Below are 23,817 nucleotides of genomic sequence, written 5' to 3'. Positions count from 1 at the left end.
GACGATGCCCCCTCCGCCAGAGGCGGGAGGGGGCATCGATCGTCGGGCTACTTCTCGGTCGGCAGTGCGCTCAGCGCGCGGGTCACCGCACGAGCCGCTTCGTCCATCGCGTGCTCGAGCTCGGTGACGACGGATGCCGGAAGCGATCCTCCGCGAGCGACATGCGTGCGCAGGTCGGTGCGCAGCTGGGCACGGAACGCGTTGATCGAGGCATCCGCCCGCTGCAGATGCTCACGACTGGTGGCCCGCTCGTCGCTCATCCCATCGAATCGCGGACGCGACTTCGCCACACGCTTCTCGTCGTGCGCCGCGGTGGCGAGGTCGGCGCGAAGGCTGCGCATCGCATCCTGCACGCTCTGGCGCACCTCGTTCGCGATGAGCCGCACCGAATCGGCGAGACCCTGCTCGATGCCGGCGAGGTCGCCCTCCCGAGCGGTGAGCTCTGCGCGGCCGGCGTCGGTGATGGCGTAGATCGTGGTGCGCCCGTCGGCGGTCTTGGTGACCAGGCCCTCCTCCTCGAGCTTCGCCAGCCGCGGATAGATCGTTCCGGCGCTCGGAGTGTACGTGCCGCCGGTGCGGTCGGTGAGCGCCTGGATGATGCCGTAGCCGTGCTGCGGTGCCTCGGCGAGCAGCGACAGCAGGTACAGGCGCAGATCACCGTGCGAGAAGACCGCCGCGCTCATGATTCCCACTCCGCGTCATCCGCGACCGACACCTGCGGGCGGCGCAGCACCGTGACCCCGCCGGAGACGGAGTTCGCGCGCACGTCGACGAAGCTGCCGGCGAGCTCGCCCGCCTGGCCGGTGTAGCTGCTGGGCCCGCCGCTCGAGCGTTCGACGCCGTCGACCGTGATGCGCCCGGTCATGCTGCGCAGCACGTAGTTCGCGGGCAGCGTCTCATCGAGCCGCACCGTCGTGCCGCCCGAGACGGTGTTGAGGTTGATGGTGTTCATGTCGCCGACGGCGTCGACCAGGATCGAACCGGACACGGTGTCTACGGTCGCCTTGCGCAGGCTGCCGGTCACCGCGACGTCGCCGGAGACGCTGTTGGCGTTGATGGATCCGGTCAGCCCTCGCACCTGCACGTCGCCCGACACGGAGTTGGCGGTGAGGTCGCCGGTGATGCCGTCGGCGATCAGGTCGCCGGAGACGGTGTTGAGCTTGGCATCGTTGCGGATGCCCGAGACGAGCGCACCTGCACTGACGACCCCGAGCGTGAGTGCGATGGCGCGCGGGACGGCGATGCTGACCTCGGCCTTCGGCCCGCCGGCTCCGAAGTTGCGGAACACGTCGAGGAAGTTGTCCCAGCCGATCTGGGGGTGGTCGATCTCGACCTGGGTGCCGTCGGATTCGACGCGCAGATCCTTCACGGTGACGCCGCTCACCTCGATGCGGATGCCCGGTTCATCGTGCGCGATCACATCGACCTGACCGCCGACGAGCCCGACTTTGAGGCGGGACGCGGAGACGATGTCGATGACGCGTTCTTCGCCGGGGGCGATGAGCCACTTCTCGGTCATGTCAGTTCTCCTTGGTGAACGGATATCGAGATATATCGCGTTGGAGCGAGAGTAACACGATATATCTCGATCGCTGCCTGGAAATGTGCTGAATTCGGATTGACCTTGACGCGACGTCAACTTCTACCGTGAAGTCATCGACAGAGAGGAGCGCCATGGACTGGTCGATCCAGGAGATCGCCCGCCTGGCCGGCACGACGAGCCGCGCCCTGCGCCACTACGACGACATCGGCCTGCTGCCGCCGTCCCGCATCGCCCGCAACGGATACCGCCACTACGACCAGGCGGCCCTCGTGCGCCTGCAGCGCATCCTGCTGCTGCGCGAGCTCGGGCTCGGACTGCCGCAGATCGCCGAGGTGCTCGGCTCGTCGGCAGGATCGGGGGCCGACGCGAGAGCGGCGGAGGCATCCGCGCTCGAGACGCACCTCGCCTGGCTGCGGCAGGAGCAGCAGCGCATGCAGCGGCAGATCGCGTCTGTCGAGAACACCATCCACGCATTGAGAGAAGGACAGCAGATCATGGCGAAGAACATGTTGGACGGGTTCGACCACACCCAGTACAAGGAAGAGGTCGAGCAGCGATGGGGAGAGAAGGCATACGCCGACGGCGACAGGTGGTGGCGCGGCATGAGCTCCGGCGAGCGCAGCGCCTGGCAGCAGCGCGCCGCCGAGCTCGGCGCCGACTGGGTCGCCGCCGCGGAGAGCGGGATCGATCCGGGGTCGGACGAGGCGCAGCAGATCGCGCGCCGTCACGTCGAGTGGCTCAGGGGCATCCCCGGCACGCCGGCATCCGCCCCTGGCGGAGATGCACGGGGCTACGTGATCGGACTCGGCGAGATGTACGTCGCCGACCCGCGCTTCGGAGCGAACTACGCCACGAGCGCAGGCGGCACCACGGGCGCGGAGTTCGTGCGCGACGCGCTGCGCGTCTACGCCGAGGCGAACCTGTAGCCCTCCCGGAACGCAGGAGTTCACGCGAAACGCGGGAGCGGATGCCGCAGGGCATCCTGCGTTCCGTGTGAACCCCTGTATTCCGCGCGGACGGTGGGGACGAGATCGCCGAACGCCGAGGGTAGTCTGGCAAGCACGATGAGCATCACGCGCCGCACTCTGCTCGTCGGCGCCGGGGCGGGCGCCGTCGGGCTGCTGCTCGCCGCCTGCACGCCCGAGCCGCAGCCTGCGCCGACGCGCACGAAGACGCCCGTGCCGCGGCCGACCGCACCCGAGGCGGTGCCGGCGCCGGCCGGCTGGCTGCGAAGCGCCTGGGCCAGCGACCCGTACTCGTTCGGATCGACCAGCTACCTGCCCGCCGGTGCGGATCCCACTGAGCGCGAGCGCCTCGCCGAGTCCGTGCTCGACCGGGTGTTCTTCGCCGGTGAGGCCACCGACACCACGCGCCCCGGCACCGTCGTCGGAGCCGTCGACGATGCCCGCCGTGCCTCCCTCGAGATCGTCAGCGTCGCCGAAGACACCGAGCGCCTCGCCGTCGTCGGCGCGGGTGCGGCCGGAGTGATCGCCGCCCGGATGCTCGCGGACGCCGGCCACGAGGTCACCCTGTTCGAAGCGCGCGAGCGCATCGGGGGTCGCATCCGCAGCGTCGCCGACGACGAGCAGTGGCCGATCCCGCCGCAGCTCGGCGCCTGGCTGCTGAGCGAAGACGATCTCGCGTCGCTGGATGATCGCCTGGTCGACATGGGTGACCACACGGTCACCCTCGACGTCCCGACGGCATGGAACGCTGATGGTGAGGCGCCGGGCCTCGACCGTGCACCGATCGCGCAGGCCGTCGAGAAGGCCCAGGCGCAGGCATCCGACGCACCGATAGCCGAGGCGCTCAGCGCGAACGGCGCAGACCTCGATGATCCCGCGCTCGCAGCCTCGCTCGCCTGGATGGCCGCGATCACCGGCGCCGACCCCTCTCGGGCCTCGAGCTGGTACCCGCCCCGGTTTCCAGAAGGGGCGGTGCACGGTGTCATCGGCGACCTCGACGGGTTCCTCGAGAAGCAGCTCGAGGATGTCAGGGTGGCGACGGCGTCGCCCGTCTCCCGCATCGCGTACGACGAACGCGGCGTGAGCCTGCGACTCGGCACGGGCGAAGCCCTCTCGTTCGATCGCGTCATCGTCACCGCGCCGGTCGGTGTGCTGCAGAAGCAGGGCATCGAGTTCGCGCCCGCCCTGCCCTTCTCCCACCGCGGTGCGATCGCAGCCCTGACATCCGGCTTCATCGAGACGGTCTGGATGCGCTTCGACAAGGCGTTCTGGGCGACCGAGGCGACCATCTGGCATGTCGTCGGCGGCGACGCGATGATCCGCACCTGGCTGAACCTTCAGCCGTTCACCGGTGAGCCGGTGCTCGTCGGCCTCGTCGGCGCAGCGGACGCCCAGCAGTTCGCGGAGCTCAGCGAGCGCGACGCGGCGCTCGCCGCTCGCGCCTCACTCGCGTTCTTCGCAGAGCCGGAAGCGGACGAGGGCTGATCTCGCCCCACGGCGGCACCGTCGGGCGCACCCTGCTCAGCAGCACGAGCGCGACCGCGACGGCGGCGAAGATCGCCAGCGCGAGCGCGCAGCTGAGCGCCATCTCGGTGAGGCCCGACACCTGCCGCAGGTCGAGGAAGTAGTACGGGTACCAGCCGATCGCGCTGCCGCGCCAGATCGTGAAGACGCCCCACAGCACCGGATACAGCAGCACGAAGGGCACCACGCGCCACGACGCGGCACGACGGCCGGGGCCGAACACCCAGGCGACGACCGACCACGCCGGCAGCACGAAGTGCAACACGACATCCGACCAGGGCACCGTGATCGGGATGCCGTGCTCGCCGGCCTGCCACACGATGAGAGCGAACGCGAGACCGGCTGTGATCGTCCAGCTGAGCACGAGAGCGCGAGCGGTGGTCAGCCACGCCGGATCCTCCGCGCGCCGCAGGGCGATCACCCCGGCGACGACCGCCAGAACGGCGAACGCCGTGTTCGACTGGATCGTCAGGTAAGCGAAGAAGTTCGACCCGGCCAGGGTCTGAGAACCCATGCCCCACAGCATCCGATGCACGAGCGCCGCGATGCACACGGCGGCGGTCGCCAGACGCGACCAGCCGAAGATCCTTCGCGTGAGCACTCGAGCGTCGTCCTCCCGGCGGTCCGGCGGCATCGGGAGCGGAGCCGCACCGCCGCCTCGAGTCTATGCAACTCCGGGCCGACCACCGCTGCGAGAGCGCGCCGCTAGAGTGGCGCAGTGACCACCCCGACCCCCGTGCGCACCGTGACCCGGCGGGCAGCGCTCGCCGCGGCGGGCGGCGCGGTCGGCACCGCGGCACGGCTCGGGATCAGCATGCTGATCCTCGACGCCCCGGGCGCTGTACTGGCGGCGAATCTCGTCGGGGCGCTGATGCTCGGCGTCCTCACCGCCCGCATCCCCGCATCGGACGCGCGCGTGTTCCTCGGCACCGGGATGCTCGGCGGCTTCACCACGTACAGCGCGTTCGCGCTCGACAGCGTCGAGCTGTGGGCGACCTCATCCGCGCTCGCCGGGGGATACATCGCCGCGAGCATCGTGGGCGGCCTGCTCGCCGCGTTGCTCGGGCTGCGGATCGGCGGGGCGTTCGGCCGTCGGAGCGCGTCGTGAGTCCGCTCGTGTTCGCGCTCGCCGCCGCCTGCGGCGGGCTGGGCGCGGCCGTGCGGTATCTGATCGACATCGGCATCGCCCACGTGACCCGCTCGCGCTTCCCGTGGGGTGTGCTGGTGATCAACATCACGGGCTCGCTGCTGCTGGGACTGGTGGTCGGGATGCTTCCGGGCGCCGCGTTCGTGATCGGCGCGGGCTTCCTCGGCGGGTACACCACCTTCAGCACGGCGATGATCGACGCGATCTCGCTGTGGCGCGCCGGGGAGCGGCTCGCGGCCGTCGTCGACGTCATCGGCATGCTCGTGCTCTCGCTCGCGGCGGCGCTCTTCGGACTCGGCGCGGGGAGTGCGCTGGCCTGAGGCTGCCAGTCGAGCCACAGGTTGCCGCGCGCATAATGTACAGACGTACATCTGCGATGCCCGGGAGGGGTCATGAGCGAGCCGTCACGACGACGCCGTGACCCTGAGGCGCGCCGGATCGCGATCCTCGACGCCACCGCCGAGCTGATCCTCGAGATCGGGGTGAGCGCGGTGACGCACCGTCTCATCGCCGCCCGCGCGGGCGTGCCGCTCGGCGCCACCACACAGTACTTCACGACGCTCGACGAGCTGCGCTCGCAGGCGCTGCACCATCTGGTCACCGAGGTCGACGCTCGCGTCGACGGCATCCGCTCGACGCTCGCGTCGACGGCATCCGCTCGGCGCTCGAGCAGCGCGGCGCGACGCCGCGGGTGCTCGCAGAGCTCATCGTGCAGGGACTCGCCGACGCGCGCGCACTCGAAGCCGATCGAGCCGTCGTCACCGCCGCCGTCGACGACCCTCAGCTGCGCGCCATCGCGCGGCGCTGGTCGGAGCGGATGACTGCCTTCCTCGTTCCCGCGTACGGTGACGAGCGGGCGACCGCGGCGGCCGTCTTCATCGACGGCGTGCTCTGGCACGCCCGCATCCACGACGAGACGCTGAACGCCTCCCTGATCGAGAAGGCCCTCGCGGGCATCCTCGGCACCGACCCCACGACCACGAGCGACTGAAAGAGCACCGCGTGTCGAACCTCGCCATCCTCAGCCTGCGCAACCGAGCGCTCATCGCGCTGATCACCATCGTGTCCGCCGTCTTCGGCGGACTGGCGCTCACCAATCTGAAGCAGGAGCTCATCCCCTCGCTCGAGCTGCCCGCGCTGGTGGTCATGAGCACCTACCCCGGCGCGTCGCCCGAGGTCGTCGAGAACGACGTCTCCACGCCCGTCGAGAACGCCATCCAGGGCGTGCCGGGCCTGGAGTCGAGCAGCGCCACGAGCACGACCAACGCCTCGATCGTCCAGGCGATGTTCGCGTACGGCACGAACCTCGCGACCGCCGAGCAGAAGATGCAGCAGGCGATCAACCGCATCTCGCAGCAGCTGCCCGACGATGTGAGCCCGCAGGTGCTCAGCGTGTCGATCGACGACTTCCCCGTCATCCAGATCGCGGTCACCGGGTTCGACGACTCCGAGACCGCGCAGCAGGATCTCGAGAGCACCGTCATCCCCGACCTCGAAGACGTCGACGGCGTCAACGCCGCCGAGATCGTCGGCGGCGTCGGCCAGCGCGTCACGATCACCCCGGATCGGGCGAAGCTGTTCGCCGCGGGCCAGACGACCCAGTCGATCAGTCAGGCGCTCGAGCAGAACGGAGTGCTGCTGCCCGGCGGCGACATCACCGAGGGCGACGAGACGCTCACGGTGCAGTCGGGTGCGAAGCTCACGTCGGCCGCGGATGTCGCGGCGCTGCCGCTGAGCGGCACGGAGCTCACGATCGGCGAGGTCGCCGAGGTCGCGCAGGTCTCCGACCCGGTCACGTCGATCTCGCGCGTAGACGGTGAGGACGCGCTCTCGATCGCCGTCACCAAGCTGCCCGCCGCGAACACCGTGGAGGTCTCGCAGGGCGTGCTGGCGGCGCTCGACGAGCTCGGCGACACGTTCCCGGATGCCGAGTTCACCGTGATCTTCGACCAGGCGCCCTACATCCAGCAGTCGATCGAGACACTCGCCACCGAGGGGCTTCTGGGCCTCGCCTTCGCCGTGATCGTGATCCTCGTCTTCCTGCTGTCGATCCGCTCGACGCTGGTGACCGCGATCTCGATCCCCACCAGCGTGCTGATCACCTTCATCGGGCTGCAGGCGTTCGGCTACTCGCTCAACGTGCTCACCCTCGGAGCGCTGACCATCGCGATCGGCCGCGTCGTCGACGACTCGATCGTGGTGATCGAGAACATCAAGCGCCACTACGTCGAGGGCGCCGACAAGGGCGCCGCGATCCGTCTCGCCGTGCGCGAGGTGGCATCCGCCATCACCGCCTCGACGATCACCACCGTCGCGGTGTTCCTGCCGATCGTGTTCGTCGGCGACATGGTCGGCGAGCTGTTCCGCCCCTTCGCGATGACCGTGACGATCGCGATGGTCGCCTCGCTGCTCGTCGCGCTGACGATCGTGCCTGTTCTGGCGTACTGGTTCCTGCGTCCGGGCAAGCCGCTCGTCGGTGCGGACGGCTCGCGGATCGATCCGGAGCATCCGGATGCCCCGCCCACGCCGCTGCAGCGGATGTACCGGCCGATCCTCGGCTGGACGCTGAAGCACTCCGTCGTCACCGTCGTGCTCGCCGTGCTCGTGCTCGCGGGCACGCTCGCCGCGGCGCCGCTGATGAAGATCAACTTCCTCAGCGACTCCGGCCAGAACACCATGACCGTCACGCAGGACATCGGCCAGACCGCGAGCCTCGAGGCGAAGTCCGAGGCGGCGAAGAAGGTCGAGCAGGCGCTGGACGGCATCGACGGGATCACGCACGTGCAGGCGTCGATCGGATCGAGCGGCTCGCCCCTGCGCGACGCGTTCTCGGGCGGGGCGGGCATCACGTACTCGATCCAGACGAGCGACGACGCCGACCAGGAGCAGCTGCGGGCCGAGGTGCAGAAGAAGGTCGACGACCTCGACGGCGCCGGTGAGATCACCGTCGCGGCGACCGGCGGCGGGTTCGGCTCGAGCGACATCGAGGTCACCGTGACGGCGCCGAACGCCGACGACCTGCAGACCGGCACCGACGCGCTCATGAAGGAGCTCGACGGACGAGACGGCATCGGGCAGGTGACGAACAACCTGTCGGCCTCGCTGCCGTACATCGCCGTGATCGTCGATCGTAAGGCGGCCGCCGCGCGCGGCCTCTCGGAGGTCGCGGTCGGCTCGATCGTGTCGGGCACGATGCGTCCGCAGCAGATCGGCTCGGTCGAGGTCGACGACAGTGCGCTCACGGTGTACCTCGTCGACCCCGAGCCGCCGACGTCCGTCGACGCGCTGAAGCAGCTCTCGATCCCCACCGCGACGGGACCGGTGCCGCTCGAGCAGCTCGCCACCGTCGAGCAGCGCGAGGGCCCCACCTCGATCTCCACCGAGCAGGGACGCCGCACCGCCACGATCACCGTGCCGCCGGCATCCGACGACCTCGCCGTCGCCACTGCATCGGTGACCGCGGCACTCGACGCGGTCGACCTGCCCGACGGCGCCCGCGCCGAGGTCGGCGGCGTCGCCGAGCAGCAGGCCGAGTCGTTCTCGCAGCTCGGGCTCGCGATGCTCGCGGCGATCCTCATCGTGTACGTCGTGATGGTGGCGACGTTCAAGTCGCTGCGACAGCCGCTGCTGCTGCTCGTGTCGGTGCCGTTCGCGGCGACCGGGGCGATCCTGCTGCAGATCGTCACGGGCGTTCCGCTCGGCGTCGCGTCGCTGATCGGCGTGCTGATGCTGATCGGAATCGTGGTGACGAACGCGATCGTGCTCGTCGACCTCGTCAACCAGTACCGGGCGAAGGGGCTCACGACACCCGAGGCGGTGATGGCGGGAGGCGAGAAGCGTCTGCGACCGATCCTCATGACGGCCCTCGCGACGATCTTCGCGCTCACCCCGATGGCGCTGGGCATCACCGGGCACGGCGGGTTCATCTCGCAGCCGCTCGCGATCGTGGTGATCGGCGGTCTCGTGTCGTCGACCGTGCTCACGCTCATCGTGCTGCCGACGCTCTACAACCTCGTGGAGGGGGCCAAGGAGCGCCGGCACGCGAAGCGGGCGGCGCGACGCGACGGCGACGATCCGGGATTCGGCCCGGGCAGCGACGACCCGCGAGGACCGGTGCCGGGAGACAGCGGCGCGGCGGCGGGTCCGGCGCCCGCGGCTGCCGCGACGTCGTCGGCCGATCCGGCGATCGCGGCGCCTGCCGGCGCTCCGGCAACGGCAACGGCGACGGAGGCACGATCCGAGCATCCGGCCGCTCCCGCCACCGTCATGGTGCCCGACGAGAACCGGCCATCCGACTCGATGATGGCCGCGGCAGCTGCTGCGTCCGCGGCGGCGGCTGCAGCCTCTGCCGCTGCGGCCGCGGCATCCGTCTTCGCCACGTCGGTCGCGGCGGAGCATCACCCGACCCGTCGCGAGCTGCGCTCACGCGGCCTGCCGCCCGCGAACGACGTCTGAGCCGCCTCCGACGTCTCGCGAAACGCAGGACCTCACACGAAACGCAGGGCGATCCGTCCGATCGGCTCCTGCGTTTCGTGTGAAGTCCGGATATTCAGGCGAAGCGGATGCCCCACTGCAGCGTCCACGACTCGCCTTCCGCGAGCCGGCGCAGCCCGCGACCCGAGTTGAAGGCGTCGGCGGGGGCCGTCATCGGCTCGATCGCCACGGCGAGCGGCTGTCCGGGATACTTGTCGGTCGTGAAGGCCTGAACATAGTCGAAGCCGGCACCCTGCTGCAGGGTCACAGTGCGGCCATCCGGTGCGGTGAGCGTGGTGCGCACCAACCCGTCGGCATCTCGGTGCAGGTTCGCGTACCCGGTGTCGAGCTGCACCTCTCCGAGTCGGCGACCGTAGCGAAGGTCGGTTGCCGACGAGACCGGGCTCTCGCCGACGGGCAGCATCCGGTCGTCGGTCTCGAAGTACGTCTCCGCCGGCAGTGCCAACACCAGATCGCGGGCGTCGACGCCGTCGATGGCGAAGAACGGGTGCGTGCCGAGCGCGACCGGTGCGGGGTCGGGTGAATGGTTGGTGAGGGTGTGCGTGACGTCGATCCCGGCATCCGTCAGCGCGTACGTCACCGACGTCGCGACGAGGTACGGGTACCCGGTCTGCGGCACGACCTTCGCGACGAGCGTGACCGACTCGTCAGTGTGATCGGCGATCTCGTACGCGGTGTAGCGCAGCAGTCCGTGGCTCGCGTTGCGGAACTTCGGCTCGCTGACCGCGAGGGTGCGCTCGGTGTCGCCGTCCTGCCACACGCCGTCGCGGATGCGGTTCGGCCAGGGGGCCAGCACGACCCCGGAGCACGACGGTGTCGGCTGGTCGGCCGGGTAGGGCGGCACGATCTCGACGCCGCCCACCGTCAGGTGACGAAGGGAGGCGCCGACCTGGGCGATCTGCGCCGTCACCTCTCCGCGTCGCAGGTGGATCTGGATGCCGGTGGGGGACCCGATCACATCGTCAAGAAGCATGAGGTCATCGTACGGCGGGCAGTCTCTCAGCAAACCCCGGTATCGTGGATGCAGTCGGCTTCGAGCACCCGCGTCACGCGGTTCTTCCGAGCACCACTCATGCTCATTGTGAGCTCAGGGGCCGATGGTTCATAACCATCACATGAATGGCCCCGGCCGACGAATGCCCGGGTATGTCCCACGCGCGCTGATCTCTGTGCCCGCGGAGCGGACGCTGTTCTCGTGTCAGAGACAGTCAGGAAACACCATGCCCAAGAATGGCAAGCCCAAGGGCGGACGCCCGTCGCGCAACTTCGAGCCGCGGTACGCGAAGAGCGGCCCGTCGTTCCACGAGCGCCACTCCGGCGGACGCCCGTCGCGAGACGGCGACCGTCGGACGGATGGCGCGGAGCGCCGCTCGTTCTCGTCAGACGCCCGTGGCGACCGCCGCCCCGGCAGCGTCAGCCCGAAGCACCGGGGCTATCGCCCCGCCGACGCCGAGGGATCGGCGCCGAAGGGACGCTGGTCGGACACGCAGCGCGCCGGTCGGGACGAGGCCCGCTCGATCCGCAACCGCGCCGAGTCGGGACGCCGCGAGGCGCCGCATCACCGGGGCGACCGCGACGACCGCCAGGGTGGTCGCGGCTTCGACCGCAACGAACGGTTCGGCCGGGATGCCCGCCCCGCCCGCGATGACCGTGGCGGTTACGAGCGGCGCGACCGCTTCGACCGCGATGCGCGCCCGTCGCGCGACGACCGGTACGGCAGGGATGCCCGCCCCGCCCGCGATGACCGCGGCGGTCACGCCCGTTTCGACCGCGACGACCGCAACGATCGCGGCGGTTTCGACCGTCGTGGCGGGTTCGAGCGTGACGCGCGTCCGGCGCGTGACGACCGCGGCGGATACGGTCGGAACGATCGCTTCGACCGCGACGCCCGGCCTGGCCGCTTCGACCGCGACGCGCGTCCGGCGCGTGACGACCGCGGCGGATACGGACGCGCCGACCGCGATGCCCGTCCCGCGCGCGATGACCGTCGTGGTGGTTTCGAGCGCAGCGAGCGCCCTCGTTTCGACCGCGATGCGCGCCCCGAGCGCGGCGGCCGTTTCGACCGTGAAGCTCGTCCGACACGCACCGATCGCTTCGACCGTGACGCGCGCCCGGCTCGTGACGACCGCCGTGGTGGTTCCGACCGCACCGAGCGCCCCCGTTTCGACCGTGACGCCCGTCCGGCGCGGCAGAACCGGGACGACCGCCCGAACCGCAGCGACTGGAACGCTACGTCTACAGCCAAGGCGCACGAGGAGCAGATCGACGTCGTGCACGAGCGGCTCGAGGCCGAGGCCGTGCAGGCCACCGAGGTCGCAGATGTGACCTTCGGCGACCTCGGCATCGGCTCGAACATCGTCGAGATCCTGAAGAACATGGGTGCTGCAACGCCCTTCCCGATCCAGGCCGCGACGATCCCCAGCATCCTGCAGGGTCGCGACGTGCTCGGCCGGGGCCGCACCGGTTCGGGCAAGACGATCGCGTTCGGCGCGCCGCTCGTCGAGAGCATCCTGCTGTCGCAGAAGGGCAAGCGCCGTGAGTTCGGCCGCAAGCCGCGCGCGATCATCCTCGCGCCGACGCGCGAGCTGGCGCTGCAGATCGACCGCACCGTGCAGCCGATCGCCCGAAGCGTGGGCCTGTTCACCACGCAGATCTACGGCGGTGTGCCGCAGGCGCGCCAGGTGGGTGCGCTGAACAAGGGTGTCGACATCATCATCGGCACGCCCGGGCGCATCGAAGACCTCATCGAGCAGCGCAAGCTCGACCTCTCCGAGGTGCGCATCGCCGTGCTCGACGAGGCCGACCACATGGCCGAGCTCGGTTTCGCCGAGCCGGTGCAGCGCATCCTGCGCAAGACCGGCACGGCGCTCGACGACGGAGCCACGAGCCAGAAGCTGCTGTTCTCGGCCACGCTCGACCGCGAGGTCGCCGCGATCGTCGACGAGTTCCTCGTCGATCCGGCCGTGTACGAGGTCGCCGGAGAAGACCAGGACTCGAGCACGATCGACCACCGCGTGCTCGTCATCGAGCACCGCGACAAGGCCGACGTGCTCACCTCGCTCGTCGACCGCGACGGGCAGACCCTGGTCTTCGCCCGCACCCGCGCGTACGCCGAGATGCTCGCCGAGCAGTTCGAAGATGCCGGCATCGCCGCTGTCTCGCTGCACGGCGACCTCAACCAGGCCAAGCGCACGCGCAACCTGCAGAAGCTGACGGCGGGCAAGGTGCAGGTGCTCGTCGCCACGGATGTCGCCGCTCGCGGCATCCACGTCGACGACATCGATCTGGTCGTGCAGGCCGACGCTCCCGACGAGTACAAGACGTACCTGCACCGCGCCGGGCGCACTGGTCGCGCCGGTCGCTCGGGTCGCGTGGTCACGCTGATCACCCGCCAGCGCCGCCGCCGCATGGAGGATCTGCTGGGGCGCGCCGAGATCGACGCGCCGTTCGAGCAGGCAGCCCCCGGCGACGACCTGATCGAGGAGATCTCCGGCCGCATGCCCAGCGAGGCCGAGCTCACCGCCTGAGCCGGTTCACAACTCAGGAGAGACCGTCGGGATCCGCGCCCTCAGGGTCGGATCCCGGCGGTCTCTGCGTATTCGTCCTGAGTGGTGAACGCCACATAGTGTGGACCCGTGGGTTGGAACGAGTGGGCGACAGCCGGGGGCACGGTATGGTTCAGCATCGCTCTGGTGATCAGTGCGCTCGCCGGCATGCAGGGGCGCACGAAGCTCGGGTGGTTCGTGCTCGGGATGATCTTCGGCCCTCTTGCGCTGCTCTTGCTGGTGTTCCTCATTCAGCCGCCGGCTGCGCGTGAGGAGCTGCCCGCCGGCAGCGCCGTACGAGCTCAGAAGAGCATGTCGGACTGAGTCGTCGTGCGGACGGATGCCGGCGCGGGACGCTGCCGCATCCGCCGGCCGCGCATGCTGTCGTTCTCCTCTTCGGAGCGAGCGTCGAGCCCGTGCACTCGCATGAGCGGGCGGATGCGCTTCGCCAGCCACTGACGGTACGCCTTCGGCGCTTCGACCGAGACGCCGGGGTAGAGCCCGCGGTACGACGACAGCAGCTCCGGATGCTCGCGCTCGAGCCACTGGAAGAACCACGGCTTTACCCCGGGGCGCAGGTGCAGCGCGCCGTACACGACATGGTCGGCGCCGGACTGTTTGATGCGCCGCAGCGCCCCGTCGATCGCCGCTAGCGAATCGGTGAGGTGCGGCAGCACCGGCATGAGGAAGACGCCGACGCGGAAACCGGCGTCGCTCAGCGCGCGCACCGTGTCGAGGCGCGCGTGCGTGGTGGGGGTGCCGGGTTCGATCGCGTGCTGCAGGTCGTCGTCGTACATCGCGATCGACATCTGGATGTCGATCGGCACCCGCTTCGCCGCCTCGACGAGCAGGGGGATGTCGCGGCGGATCAGCGTGCCCTTGGTGAGGATCGACATCGGCGTGCCCGAGTCGGCAAGAGCCTGCACGATCCCGGGCATGAGCTTGTACCGGCCCTCGGCGCGCTGGTACGGGTCGGTGTTCGTGCCGAGCGCGACGGTCTCGTGCTTCCACGATCCGCGGCGCAGCTCGCGCTGCAGCACTTCGACGACGTTCGTCTTGACGACGATCTGCGAATCGAAGTCGGCGCCTCCGTCGAGGTCGAGGTACTCGTGCGTCCCCCGAGCGAAGCAGTTGTGACTGATCACTCCATTGGCGATGAAGTCGCCCGTACCCGTCGTGATATCGACGAGGTCACGGAGGCCGGGGAGCGGATCGATGCTCACGATTCGAAGGTCGGAGCGGGTCTTCACCGCGACGCCGTCGATGGCCATCTTCCGAGTGATGGCAGGCTGCGTAAGCGCAAAGAATCGCATGCGAGCAGGCAATCCACCCGTGACGCGCACGGCTCGGACGCCGTTGGATCGAAGTGGCTCGAGAACGTGCGGAACACCGAGGGCGTCCATCGCCGCTGTGGTGGTCTCAAGCAGGAGCGGATCCGTGTTGCTTATCCGCAGCACGCCACGCGAACAGCCTCCCTCGGCGTCGAATATCCCCGCCAAGAACCCCTGCTGCCACTCGAGGGTGGGTGTCTGGGGGATGGCGATCAGATCGTTCTCAATCCGCTCTACGCCGGCCTTCGCAGCGGTGTGAATAGCTGCCATCGCTGCGCGAGTCTCGCTGGCCGGAGCAAACGCTCGCGTGTTTGTCGGCACTCCTGCCCACGCGAGGTATTCCCGGCTCCGATCCAGGGCTTCTGCATCCTTCAGCGCCAGCCGAAAACGATGGATGCTGCGCACTCGGTCCGCGGACGGATAGAGCCCATTGAAGATCATGCCATCGCCACGGATCATGCCGGCGAGGTAGCCGTGGCGGTAGTCGGAACCATCTATGTCGACCACGGAGCGGGGGTGCCCGATTCCAAAACCCATCAACCTGTTGTTGACGGTCAGATGGGGGCGTTGCCCTGCGTGCGCGTCTGCCACATGCTTCCAGCCCCTGTCGGTGAGGAATCGGTGGTCCCCACTCGCGATCAGTTCCGTTCCGTGGGCAAGCACGACGCGGTACGCGGGCTTCTGTGTGGACCACTTCGCTTCGATCCGCGTCTTCACATAGCGGCGGTACCTGCCTCGACGCTCGGTGCCCATGATCTCGTCACCAACAGCCAGCTCGATGAGCGGGCGTTGCCGGCCATCGGCGCACAACACAAGTGTGCTGGGGTCCAGGCAATAGACACATGCATGGCTGCATCCGCGGTACGGGTTTACGGTCCAGGCGAACGGCATGCGAGACGCGCCCGGCACCGCGTTGAGGGCGGACCTGGCAAGCACCTCGTGAAAGGTCATCCCAGCGAACTCAGGGGTGGTCACCGAACGGACTATTCCCGCGCGGCTCTCCATGCCCGGGAGCGCGTCGGCGTCGACATCCGCGACCGCCTGCCCCTGCCATCTCATTCATTCATTCGAACAAAAAGACGCATCGGTGTCAAGCCTTCATCGCATCTCTGTTCGATGCACGCTGTCCCTTCAGGTGGGGGACAATGGATCGGTGAACGCCGCGCAGTCCCGACATGTCGCGCGTGAACCGCTCGCCGTGAGGGTCGCACTGCCGCTCGGTGTGCTGTTCACGGCGATGGCCTCGCTGGCGACCCTGTGCGGCGTGATCGCCGAGAGCCCTGCGACGCGCGTCGAACTGCCCGCGCCGGCGGCGGCGATGTCGATCCCCGCCGTCGAGGTCGATGCCCGGCTCGCGGCGAATCCCTGTGCCGACGACGCCGTCCGCGCAGCGCTCGACGCGGGTGATGACGCGGCCGCCATCGCCGCGTTCGGCGGGGGCGTCGCATTCCGCGAGGCGATCGTGAAGGGCAACGCGCCGTGCATCTCGCTCTCCGATCCGAACCGGTCGTGGGTGGTCGTCAACAAGCAGCGCCCCCTCGAACCGGTGAGCTTCGCCCCGGCATCCCTCGCCGACATCGGGCTCAGCGCCACCACCCGCTCGAACGAGCTGCGGCCCGAGCCGAAGGACGCGCTCGAGGCGATGGCTGCGGAGGCGAGCGACGCCGGCGCAGGCACGCTCGGGATCAACAACGGCTATCGCTCGTTCGGGCTGCAGGAGGCCACGTACGGCGGCCACGTGCGAGACCGGGGTCAGAGTGGGGCGGATGCCGTGTCGGCCCGCCCGGGCTTCAGCGAGCACCAGAGCGGACTCGCCTTCGACCTCGTCGCCTGCGACCCGCGCTGCGGCACCATCGAGGCTTTCGGGGCGACGACGCAGGGGCGATGGGTGGCGGAGAACGGCTGGCGCCACGGTTTCATCGTGCGCTATGAACCCGGGCAGACCGGCACGACCGGGTACGCGCCCGAACCGTGGCACATCCGCTACATCGGGCCCGAGCTCGCCCGGGCCTACCACGACGGCGGATTCCACACCCTCGAGGAGTTCTTCGGACTGCCTCCGGCGCCCGATTACAGCCACTGAGACGCTGATCCGCGTCTTCCCACAAACGCGGAACGCAGTGTCATCGTGTGTGAGACTTGTTCCCACAAGCGACTGTCCGGCGACGTCATTGCGACCTAGACTCGCCGTGCGAGGACGCACACGATTTCGAGGAGGACGCCATGGAGCGCGACATCTACGAAGAGGACCACGAGGCCTTCCGCGACCTGGTCAAGGATTTCGTCAAGCGGCACGTCACGAACGAGTCGATCGAGCGGTGGGATGCCGCGGGCGAGGTCGACCGTGAGACTATGCGCGCGGCCGGTGAGGCCGGCATCATCGGACTCTCGGTGCCGGAGGAGTTCGGCGGCGCCGGCATGCTGCAGGACTACCGCTTCCGCGCCATAGTGAACGAAGAGGTCATCGGCGCCGGCGCCGGCTCGCTGGCGGGCGCCCTCGGCATCCAGGACGACCTCGCCGTGCCGTACCTCGTGCACATGGGCACGCAGGAGCAGAAGGAGAAGTGGCTGCCGCGCATGGCCACCGGCGAGATCCTCGGCGCGCTCGCCATGACCGATCCGGGCGCGGGCAGCGACCTGCGCGGCATCAAGACGAACGCGAAGAAGGTCGACGGCGGGTACATCCTCAACGGCGCCAAGACGTTCATCTCGTCGGGCACCACCGCCGACATCGTGGTCACCTTCGTCAAGACCGGCGAGGGCAACCGGCCCGACGCGTTCAGCCTGCTGATCGTCGAGAAGGGCATGGAGGGCTTCGACCAGGGCAAGAAGCTCAGCAAGATGGGCTTCCACGGCTGGGACACCGCCGAGCTCAGCTTCACCGACGTCTTCGTGCCCGACGAGAACCTCATCAGCGGCAAGGAGGGGCAGGGCTTCATCCAGCTGATGATGAACCTGCCGCTCGAGCGTCTCTCGATCGCCGTGTCTGCCGCCGCGGTCATCCAGGCCGCCGTGAAGTGGACCGTCGACTACACGAAGAGCCGCGACGCGTTCGGCGAGCGGGTCATCGACTTCCAGAACACCCGCTTCCGCATCGCCGACATGGCGACCACCGCCGACGCGGTCTGGGCCTACGTCGACCGCGGTCTCAAGGCCTACGCGGCCTCGCAGCTCACCGCCGAAGAGGCCGCGCAGCTGAAGTTCTGGGTCACCGAGCGCGAGTGGGAGGTGCTCGACACGGGAGTGCAGCTGCACGGCGGCTACGGCTACATCATGGAGTACCCGATCGCCCGGGCCTTCACCGACGCCCGCGTGCACCGCATCTACGGCGGCACCAACGAGATCATGCGCGAGATCGTCGGCCGTCAGATCGCCGGCAAGCGCTGAGCGCGGACTGAGCGCGCCGACGCCGCGGCTCAGAGATGGAAAGTGCGGGTTCCCGTCGTCGGGAACCCGCACTTTCCATCTCTGAGCGGGGTTGTCTGAGCGGGGAGGCCCTCGGCGGTCAGGTCGGCTGCCAGGGGAAGGTCAGGGCGAACACGACGGCGGATGCCAGCAGCACCGCCACCATGAACACCGTGTCGCGGGTGCGCCACGGCACGACGTGCCGTTCGGTGCGGGTCGCATAAGCGCCGAAGGCGCGGGCATCCATCGACAGCGCCACCCGCTCGGCATGACGGATCCCCGACGCCAGCAGCGGCACGATGTACCCCCACCCTCGCGCGATGCGCGCCACGGGGCCGCGACCGCCGCCCTGACCGCGCACGCGATGCGCGGCGCGGATGATCGACAGCTCGTACGCGAATCGCGGCACGAACCGGTAGGCGGCGAGGGCGGTGTAGCCGATCCGATACGGCACCCGCAGCTGCTGCACGCTCGCCCGCACGAGGTCGGGCCCGCGAGTGGTGAGCCCGCCGATGAGGGCGAGGGTGAGGATTCCCGCCAGGCGCAGCGCGGTGGCCAGGCCGCTGAGCAGAGCGCCCGCGTGCAGCGTCCAGTCGCCGATCCGCATGACGGCGCCGGTGCCGGCGACCTGCTCCGCGTCGACCCACACGCCGAAGCCGACGCTCAGCACGGCGATGGCGAGCGGCACGCCGAGCAGCAGCACCGCGGCGGTGCGCCGCGTGAGGCGTGCGCCGGTGAGGATCACCGCGTACGCGGCAGCGAGCAGGATCGCCGGGGTGAGCAGGTCGCGGGTGAACGCCAGCAGCGCCATCGCGGGGATGACGGCGCCGAACTTGGCGAGCGGGTTGATGCCGTGCAGCCAGAACCGCGCAGGGGCGGGAGCGTCGGCGTAGGGGTCGATCGGTGTGGGCTCGGTCACCGGGGCCGCCGGGCCGACTGCGGGGCCGGATGCCAGGGCATCCGGTTCCGTCTGCGCGAGCAGTTCTGCCGCCGGGCCCACGGCGATCACCTCGCCGTCTCCGATCAGCACGGCGTCGGTCGCGTATTCGGCGATCAGCCGTCGATCGTGCGAGACGATGACGACGGTCGTGCCCGACCGCTGCAGCTCCTGCAGCAGGCCGAGCAGCTCGGCCGCGCGCGCGCGGTCCTGCCCGAAGGTCGGCTCGTCGAGCGCGATCACCGACGGACGGGCGATCAGGGCGGTGCCGACCGACAGCCGCCGCTTCTCGCCGCCGGAGAGCAGGAACGGATGCATGTGGGCCTTGGCCGTGAGGCCGAAGCGGGCCAGCATATCGTCGACGCGCTCGTCGATCTCTGCGGCGCCGATCCGCTGCAGCCGCAGACCGTGCGCCAGCTCGTCGCGCACGGTCGCCGCGATGAACTGGTGCTCGGGGTTCTGGAAGACGAAGCCGACGTGCGCGGCCAGCGCGCGGGGGGAGGCGCGACCGGCATCGAGGCCGTCGACGATCACCGTGCCGTGCGTCGGCGGCACCACGCCGCCGAGTGTCTGCAGCAGCGTCGTCTTGCCTGCGCCGTTGGCTCCCATGATCACGGTGAACGAGCCGCGCGCGATGTCGAGGTGCGGCACGTCGAGCAGGCGTGCGCCGCGCTTGTCGACGACGAGGCCGCGGGCGGTGATCGCCGGGTCGGAGATCGCCGGGTAGGGGGCGGCGTCGGTGTCGAGCGGCGAGAGGATCATCTGACGTGCACGGCCCTCAGCGCCGGTGCCGGGCATCCGGTCGACGGTGGCGGGTAGCCGGTCGCCGGAAGCGAGCACGCCCAGCTCGCGCAGAGCATGGGCGTGCTGCCGCAGCGTCTGTCTCGCGGGGCCGTCGAGCTGCACCCGTCCGTCGTGGTCCAGCACGATCACGCGGGTCGCGAGGTCGACGGCCGCATCGACGTCGTGCTCGACGAGCACGATCGCGCGCTCCTCGGCATCCTGAATCAGCTCGCCCAGGGCGGAGTAGACGTCGTGCACACCCTGCGGGTCGAGGTTGGCGGTCGGCTCGTCGAGCACGATGACGCGCGAACGCAGGGCCAGGGCGCACGCGATCGCGAGGCGCTGGCGGCCCCCGCCGGAGAGCAGGTCGGGGTTCCAGCGGCGACGCCCCCAGAGTCCCATGCGACGCAGCGCCTGCTCGGCGCGCGCGAGTACCTCCGATGGCGGCATCCGCAGGTTCTCGAGCGCGAACGCGACCTCGTCGAGCACCGTTCCGGTCACCAGCTGCGAGTCCGGGTCCTGGAAGACCATCGAGACCTCGGTGCTCAGCTGCGCCACGGCCGTGGTGCGGGTGTCGAGACCCGAGACCTGCACGGATCCGGTCATGGCCGCGTTCTCGACCGACTGCGGGATCAGGCCGTTCAGCGTGAGGGTGAGAGTCGACTTCCCCGATCCGCTCGGGCCGAGCAGCAGCACCACCTCGCCCGGATGCACGTCGAACGAGACGTCCCGCAGCGCGGGGTGCGCGGCGCCCTCGTGCGTGACGCTCAGGTCGCGCACGCGGAGCAGGGGCGCGGAAGGGCGCACGGTCGGGTCCTCTGTAAGCGGGCGGTTCACCCTAATTTAGCCCGACCCGACCGTCATGGCGCGGTGCGCGGCGTCGTTCAGCGCGGGGCGATGCCGGCTCGGCGCAGCGCATTGCCGATGGCGATGCCGATCGCCGTCCACACCACCGGTCCGAGCACCGAGACGATCAGATAGCTCAGCTGCACCCACGGTGCGAACTGCGCGAGATCGACGATGAATCCGACTACGATCGCCACCAGCACGCCGATGATCGCCGCCGACACGAAGAAGCGCCAGCGACCCCAGGCGCGGTAGCGGGTGAGGGCGGCCACGCCCTCCTGGATCGCGCCGAAGAGCAGCGCCGTGCCGATGTAGCGCATCGCCCACATCGGGGTGAAGGCGCTCGAGATGAGTGCCGCGATCACGTGCGTGATCAGCGCGACCATGGGCTTGCGCAGCACCTCCTGCGCGATGATGCCCGGCAGCACATGCACACCGAGCACGAGTCCGTACACGTAGGGCGCGAGAGCGATGACGCCGAGGGTGACGAGTCCGGCCACACCACCGAGGATGCCCGTGGCCACGCCGATCGCAGCGCAGACGAGGAGAGTGCGCGTGCTCAGCGCCGGTCGGAATGCCACCCTCCCAGGCTATCGGGCGCCGCCCACGGCGGCCGGGCTACGGGCCGGACAAACAGGCGGGCTCCAAGGTCGACGTGCGGGGCCGGGTCTGGGCTCGACATGCAGCACGGCACTGGGGTCGACATGCAGCCCGGCATCCTGCTCGTGGCCGGTCCGTGGCGCAATCCGGCACCCGGCCCGTGGCCCGGCCTGGTACCCGGCCCGTGGCCCGGTCCGGCACCCGGCCCGTGGCCCGGTCCGGCACCCGGCCCGTGGCGCGGTGCAGCGCCCCGCCCGTGCTCGGGCGCAGTCCGCCTCGTGCCGGACGGTACAGTCCGGGGGCCGACACGCCAGATGTCGGACGTTTCCCGCCAAAACGTCCGACATCTGGCGTGTCGGCCCCCGAAGCGTAACGGCCAGAGGTCCACGCCCAGGGGCAGGCCCACCCCATGCCCCGTGCATGCCCGGAGGCACAGGCCCGGCGGTCCAGGCCGCAGGTGCAGGCCCGGGGGTCCAGGCCGCAGGTGCAGCCGTAACTCCCGGGGCGGGCGGCTGTGGACAGCCGGCGACGATGTCGGCACCGGTGGTTACGCTGGAGGGATGCGTCCACCGAACCGGGTTCCCGAGCCTGTCGAGGGGCCGTACGAGGACGTGCCGTACCCCGACGATCCCTACGACGGCCTCCCGCCCGAAGACCTCGACTGGGTGCCGCCGGAAGACGGCTGGGAGCCGCCGCTCGACTGGGGCTCCGGGCCGATGACGCCGGCTGCGACGGTCGGCCGCGCCCAGGCATCCGGCATCACGCCGTCGAGGTTCCCGACGCCGATCGAGGCGCTGCGCGCGGTCTTCGGGTACGACGCATTCCGCGGCGATCAGGCGGCGATCGTCGAACACGTCATCGGCGGGGGAGACGCCGTCGTGCTCATGCCCACCGGCGGCGGCAAGTCGATCACCTATCAGGTGCCCGCACTCGTGCGCGAGGGTACTGGACTCGTGATCAGCCCGCTCATCGCCCTCATGCACGATCAGGTCGACGCGCTGCGCGCCAATGGTGTGCGTGCCGCCTATCTGAATTCGACGCAGGCGCCCGATGAGCGTCGCGAGGTCGAGCGCGCGTATGTCGCCGGCGAGCTCGATCTGATCTACGTCGCCCCTGAACGGCTGTCGTCGCCGCAGACCACGCAGCTGCTGCAGCGCGGCACGCTCAGCGTGATCGCCATCGACGAGGCGCACTGCGTGTCGCAGTGGGGTCACGACTTCCGACCCGACTACCTCGCCCTCGGCGACCTCGCCGAGCGGTTCCCGGGAGTGCCGCGCATGGCGCTCACCGCAACGGCGACGCGCGCAACGCACCAGGAGCTCACCGAGCGCCTGGGCCTGGGACGCGCCGAGCACTTCGTGGCGAGCTTCGACCGCCCGAACATCCAGTACCGCATCGTGCCCAAGGTCGAGGTGCGCCGGCAGCTCGTCGAGTTCATCAGGTCTCAGCCCGAGGGAGCCGCAGGAATCGTCTACGCCCTCAGTCGCAAGTCGGTCGAGCAGACCGCCGAGCATCTGGCAGCCAAGGGCTTCGAGGCGCTGCCGTATCACGCCGGCCTTCCCGCCGAGGTGCGTGCGGCGAACCAGGCCCGCTTCCTGCGCGAGGACGGCGTGGTGATGGTCGCGACGATCGCCTTCGGCATGGGTATCGACAAGCCCGACGTGCGCTTCGTCGCGCACATCGACCTGCCGAAGTCGGTCGAGGGCTACTACCAGGAGACCGGTCGTGCCGGACGTGACGGCGAGCCGTCGGTCGCCTGGATGGCGTACGGACTGGGAGACGTCGTGCAGCAGCGCCGGCTGATCGACCAGAGCCCCGGCGATCGCACGTTCAAGATGCGGATGGGGCAGCACCTCGACGCGATGCTCGCTCTGTGCGAGACCGTCGCCTGCCGGAGGCAGAACCTGCTGCGCTACTTCGGGCAGGACAGCGCCGCGTGCGGCAACTGCGACACCTGCCTCGATCAGCCCGACACCTTCGACGGGCTGATCCCCGCCCAGAAGCTGCTCTCGACGATCGTGCGCCTGAAGCGCGAGCGCAACCAGGCATTCGGTGCCGGGCACCTGATCGACATCCTGCGGGGAGCCTCGAACGAGCGCATCCGCAAGATGCGCCACGAGCAGATCGCCACGTACGGCATCGGTGCAGACCTGTCCGACCAGGATTGGCGCAGCGTTGTGCGGCAGCTGCTGGCGAGGGGCATCCTCGTCGCGCAGGGCGAGTACGGCACGCTCGCGCCGGGAGAGGCGGCGGCCGGGGTGCTGCGCGGCGAGACGGCCGTGCCGCTGCGCAGAGACATCATGGGGCGCGAGGGTGGTTCGTCGCGAGCGCGCAAGGCGCCGGCATCCGCCGCCCTGGATGCCGGAGACCTCGGCCTCTTCGAGGCGCTGCGCGCATGGCGCGCCGCCACCGCTCGCGAGCAGGGCGTGCCGGCGTACATCGTGTTCGGCGACGCGACGCTGCGCGCACTCGCCGAGCATCGCCCGACGACGGTGGCTGGCCTGGGTGGCATCAGCGGCATCGGCGAGAAGAAGCGGGATGCCTACGGCTCCGCCGTGCTCGAGGTGATCGCGGCGCACTGACGTTGACGCCCCCGCGCTCCGGCGCCCCGCCCCCTGGCGCTGTCGGCGCTCCGCTCGTTCGCGCTGCCGGCGCTCCGGCGCTCCGCCCCTTGGCGCTGCTGGCGCTCCGGCGCCA

19 protein-coding genes are annotated in these 23,817 nt (G+C 69.9%); 12 read left to right on the top strand and 7 right to left on the bottom strand.

Annotated elements, in window-relative coordinates; translation table 11 throughout:
* Positions 1 to 47: 47 nt before the first annotated feature.
* Both PGB26_RS02590 and PGB26_RS02585 read right to left on the bottom strand, forming a co-directional pair.
* A complete protein-coding gene (locus tag PGB26_RS02590; RefSeq protein WP_271638744.1) occupies positions 48 to 683 on the bottom strand; it encodes a PadR family transcriptional regulator in 636 nt (211 codons plus the stop codon).
* Positions 680 to 1,519, bottom strand: a complete 840-nt coding sequence (locus PGB26_RS02585) for a DUF4097 family beta strand repeat-containing protein (RefSeq protein ID WP_271638743.1) — start codon at positions 1,517 to 1,519, stop codon at positions 680 to 682. The genes PGB26_RS02590 and PGB26_RS02585 overlap by 4 nt, the downstream gene beginning before the upstream one ends.
* 155 nt (positions 1,520 to 1,674) lie before the next feature.
* On the opposite strand from PGB26_RS02585, the gene PGB26_RS02580 reads away from it, so the two are divergent.
* On the top strand, positions 1,675 to 2,469 hold the full coding sequence (locus PGB26_RS02580; RefSeq protein WP_271638742.1) for a MerR family transcriptional regulator: 795 nt from the start codon (positions 1,675 to 1,677) through the stop codon (positions 2,467 to 2,469).
* Positions 2,470 to 2,607: 138 nt separating this feature from the next.
* Positions 2,608 to 3,993, top strand: a complete 1,386-nt coding sequence (locus tag PGB26_RS02575; protein ID WP_271638741.1) for a flavin monoamine oxidase family protein — start codon at positions 2,608 to 2,610, stop codon at positions 3,991 to 3,993.
* Here the strand turns inward: PGB26_RS02575 and PGB26_RS02570 are convergent.
* On the bottom strand, positions 3,917 to 4,633 hold the full coding sequence (locus PGB26_RS02570) for a Pr6Pr family membrane protein (protein ID WP_271638740.1): 717 nt from the start codon (positions 4,631 to 4,633) through the stop codon (positions 3,917 to 3,919). The genes PGB26_RS02575 and PGB26_RS02570 overlap by 77 nt on opposite strands.
* Positions 4,634 to 4,750: 117 nt before the next feature.
* Here PGB26_RS02570 and PGB26_RS02565 point away from each other — a divergent pair, with 117 nt between their 5' ends.
* The 5 genes from PGB26_RS02565 (at position 4,751) to PGB26_RS02545 (ending at position 9,634) form a co-directional block, all read left to right on the top strand.
* Positions 4,751 to 5,140 carry a fluoride efflux transporter FluC gene (locus PGB26_RS02565; RefSeq protein ID WP_271638739.1) on the top strand — a complete coding sequence of 130 codons (390 nt, stop codon included), beginning with the start codon at positions 4,751 to 4,753 and terminating at the stop codon, positions 5,138 to 5,140.
* Complete coding sequence (locus tag PGB26_RS02560; RefSeq protein WP_271638738.1) at positions 5,137 to 5,499, top strand: fluoride efflux transporter FluC; 363 nt, start codon at positions 5,137 to 5,139, stop codon at positions 5,497 to 5,499. Before PGB26_RS02565 ends, PGB26_RS02560 begins: the two co-directional genes overlap by 4 nt.
* Positions 5,500 to 5,571: 72 nt before the next feature.
* Positions 5,572 to 6,000 (top strand): TetR/AcrR family transcriptional regulator, encoded by a 429-nt coding sequence (locus tag PGB26_RS02555; protein ID WP_271638737.1) that lies wholly within the window; start codon positions 5,572 to 5,574, stop codon positions 5,998 to 6,000.
* Positions 5,997 to 6,170, top strand: coding sequence for a hypothetical protein (locus tag PGB26_RS02550; RefSeq protein WP_271638736.1), 174 nt, complete (start codon positions 5,997 to 5,999; stop codon positions 6,168 to 6,170). The genes PGB26_RS02555 and PGB26_RS02550 overlap by 4 nt, the downstream gene beginning before the upstream one ends.
* Positions 6,171 to 6,181: 11 nt before the next feature.
* Positions 6,182 to 9,634, top strand: a complete 3,453-nt coding sequence (locus PGB26_RS02545; RefSeq protein ID WP_271638735.1) for an efflux RND transporter permease subunit — start codon at positions 6,182 to 6,184, stop codon at positions 9,632 to 9,634.
* 94 nt (positions 9,635 to 9,728) lie between these two features.
* Here PGB26_RS02545 and PGB26_RS02540 read toward each other — a convergent pair whose 3' ends face one another.
* Positions 9,729 to 10,646 (bottom strand): aldose 1-epimerase family protein, encoded by a 918-nt coding sequence (locus tag PGB26_RS02540; protein ID WP_271638734.1) that lies wholly within the window; start codon positions 10,644 to 10,646, stop codon positions 9,729 to 9,731.
* A 247-nt stretch (positions 10,647 to 10,893) separates the two neighbouring features.
* On the opposite strand from PGB26_RS02540, the gene PGB26_RS02535 reads away from it, so the two are divergent.
* Both PGB26_RS02535 and PGB26_RS02530 read left to right on the top strand, forming a co-directional pair.
* Positions 10,894 to 13,200 carry a DEAD/DEAH box helicase gene (locus PGB26_RS02535; RefSeq protein ID WP_271638733.1) on the top strand — a complete coding sequence of 769 codons (2,307 nt, stop codon included), beginning with the start codon at positions 10,894 to 10,896 and terminating at the stop codon, positions 13,198 to 13,200.
* A 108-nt stretch (positions 13,201 to 13,308) separates the two neighbouring features.
* The gene (locus PGB26_RS02530) at positions 13,309 to 13,542 is read left to right on the top strand and encodes a hypothetical protein (RefSeq protein WP_271638732.1); all 234 of its coding nucleotides are present in this window, start codon (positions 13,309 to 13,311) and stop codon (positions 13,540 to 13,542) included.
* Here the strand turns inward: PGB26_RS02530 and PGB26_RS02525 are convergent.
* A complete protein-coding gene (locus PGB26_RS02525) occupies positions 13,521 to 15,608 on the bottom strand; it encodes an intein-containing Rv2578c family radical SAM protein (RefSeq protein WP_271638731.1) in 2,088 nt (695 codons plus the stop codon). The genes PGB26_RS02530 and PGB26_RS02525 overlap by 22 nt on opposite strands.
* A 94-nt stretch (positions 15,609 to 15,702) precedes the next feature.
* Between PGB26_RS02525 and PGB26_RS02520 the strand changes: the two genes are divergently transcribed.
* Both PGB26_RS02520 and PGB26_RS02515 read left to right on the top strand, forming a co-directional pair.
* Positions 15,703 to 16,632 carry a M15 family metallopeptidase gene (locus PGB26_RS02520; protein ID WP_271638729.1) on the top strand — a complete coding sequence of 310 codons (930 nt, stop codon included), beginning with the start codon at positions 15,703 to 15,705 and terminating at the stop codon, positions 16,630 to 16,632.
* Between the two features lie 140 nt (positions 16,633 to 16,772).
* Positions 16,773 to 17,936 (top strand): acyl-CoA dehydrogenase family protein, encoded by a 1,164-nt coding sequence (locus tag PGB26_RS02515; RefSeq protein ID WP_271638728.1) that lies wholly within the window; start codon positions 16,773 to 16,775, stop codon positions 17,934 to 17,936.
* A 118-nt stretch (positions 17,937 to 18,054) separates the two neighbouring features.
* Here the strand turns inward: PGB26_RS02515 and PGB26_RS02510 are convergent, their stop codons facing one another.
* Together PGB26_RS02510 and PGB26_RS02505 are read right to left on the bottom strand one after the other, a co-directional pair.
* Complete coding sequence (locus PGB26_RS02510) at positions 18,055 to 20,481, bottom strand: ATP-binding cassette domain-containing protein (protein ID WP_271638727.1); 2,427 nt, start codon at positions 20,479 to 20,481, stop codon at positions 18,055 to 18,057.
* Positions 20,482 to 20,558: 77 nt separating this feature from the next.
* Positions 20,559 to 21,101, bottom strand: a complete 543-nt coding sequence (locus PGB26_RS02505; protein ID WP_271638725.1) for an ECF transporter S component — start codon at positions 21,099 to 21,101, stop codon at positions 20,559 to 20,561.
* Positions 21,102 to 21,680: 579 nt separating this feature from the next.
* Between PGB26_RS02505 and recQ the strand changes: the two genes are divergently transcribed.
* Positions 21,681 to 23,702, top strand: coding sequence for a DNA helicase RecQ (gene recQ, locus PGB26_RS02500; RefSeq protein WP_271638724.1), 2,022 nt, complete (start codon positions 21,681 to 21,683; stop codon positions 23,700 to 23,702).
* Positions 23,703 to 23,817: the final 115 nt, after the last annotated feature.

Origin of the sequence: Microbacterium sp. nov. GSS16 (assembly GCF_028198145.1) — a bacterium.
Classification (GTDB): Bacteria; Actinomycetota; Actinomycetes; order Actinomycetales; family Microbacteriaceae; genus Microbacterium.
This window is presented reverse-complemented; position numbering and strand designations above follow the sequence as displayed.

Coding starts and splice junctions, on each gene's coding strand:
- PGB26_RS02590 (WP_271638744.1), bottom strand. CDS start 683: ATGAGCGCGGCGGTCTTCTCGCACGGTGATCTGCGCCTGTACCTGCTG.
- PGB26_RS02585 (WP_271638743.1), bottom strand. CDS start 1,519: ATGACCGAGAAGTGGCTCATCGCCCCCGGCGAAGAACGCGTCATCGAC.
- PGB26_RS02580 (WP_271638742.1), top strand. CDS start 1,675: ATGGACTGGTCGATCCAGGAGATCGCCCGCCTGGCCGGCACGACGAGC.
- PGB26_RS02575 (WP_271638741.1), top strand. CDS start 2,608: ATGAGCATCACGCGCCGCACTCTGCTCGTCGGCGCCGGGGCGGGCGCC.
- PGB26_RS02555 (WP_271638737.1), top strand. CDS start 5,572: ATGAGCGAGCCGTCACGACGACGCCGTGACCCTGAGGCGCGCCGGATC.
- PGB26_RS02550 (WP_271638736.1), top strand. CDS start 5,997: ATGACTGCCTTCCTCGTTCCCGCGTACGGTGACGAGCGGGCGACCGCG.
- PGB26_RS02540 (WP_271638734.1), bottom strand. CDS start 10,646: ATGCTTCTTGACGATGTGATCGGGTCCCCCACCGGCATCCAGATCCAC.
- PGB26_RS02535 (WP_271638733.1), top strand. CDS start 10,894: ATGCCCAAGAATGGCAAGCCCAAGGGCGGACGCCCGTCGCGCAACTTC.
- PGB26_RS02525 (WP_271638731.1), bottom strand. CDS start 15,608: ATGAGATGGCAGGGGCAGGCGGTCGCGGATGTCGACGCCGACGCGCTC.
- PGB26_RS02515 (WP_271638728.1), top strand. CDS start 16,773: ATGGAGCGCGACATCTACGAAGAGGACCACGAGGCCTTCCGCGACCTG.
- recQ (WP_271638724.1), top strand. CDS start 21,681: ATGCGTCCACCGAACCGGGTTCCCGAGCCTGTCGAGGGGCCGTACGAG.